Below are 624 nucleotides of genomic sequence, written 5' to 3'. Positions count from 1 at the left end.
TTGAAGCTGACGTACTAGCCGATGTGCTTGCGCTCGTTGAAGCTGACGTACTTGCTGATGTGCTTGCGCTTGTTGATGCTGACGTGCTAGCAGATGTACTTGCTGATGTGCTTGCTGATGTACTTGCACTTGTTGAAGCTGACGTACTTGCTGACGTACTTGCACTTGTTGATGCTGATGTACTTGCTGATGTGCTTGCACTTGTTGAAGCCGATGTACTTGCACTTGTTGAAGCCGATGTACTTGCTGATGTGCTTGCACTTGTTGAAGCTGATGTACTTGCTGACGTACTTGCTGATGTACTTGCTGATGTACTTGCTGACGTGCTTGCTGATGTACTTGCACTTGTTGAAGCTGATGTACTTGCTGACGTGCTTGCTGATGTACTTGCACTTGTTGAAGCTGATGTACTTGCTGATGTGCTTGCTGATGTACTTGCACTTGTTGAAGCCGACGTACTTGCTGACGTGCTAGCCGATGTACTTGCACTTGTTGAAGCTGATGTACTTGCTGATGTGCTTGCTGACGTGCTTGCGCTCGTTGAAGCTGACGTACTTGCTGACGTGCTTGCTGATGTACTTGCTGACGTGCTTGCGCTCGTTGAAGCTGACGTACTTGCTGACG

General features: G+C 48.4%; 1 protein-coding gene. It reads left to right on the top strand.

All coding sequences use genetic code 11. The features are described from left to right. On the top strand, positions 1-624 hold a 624-nt coding region (locus tag FBF73_RS10055), incomplete at both ends, for a hypothetical protein (RefSeq protein ID WP_206146684.1).

This window comes from Streptococcus mitis, assembly GCF_005144795.1.
Classification (GTDB): Bacteria; Bacillota; Bacilli; order Lactobacillales; family Streptococcaceae; genus Streptococcus; species Streptococcus mitis_BB.
The sequence above is the reverse complement of the archived record's forward strand: the minus strand, read 5'-3'. Positions and strand labels throughout refer to the sequence as shown.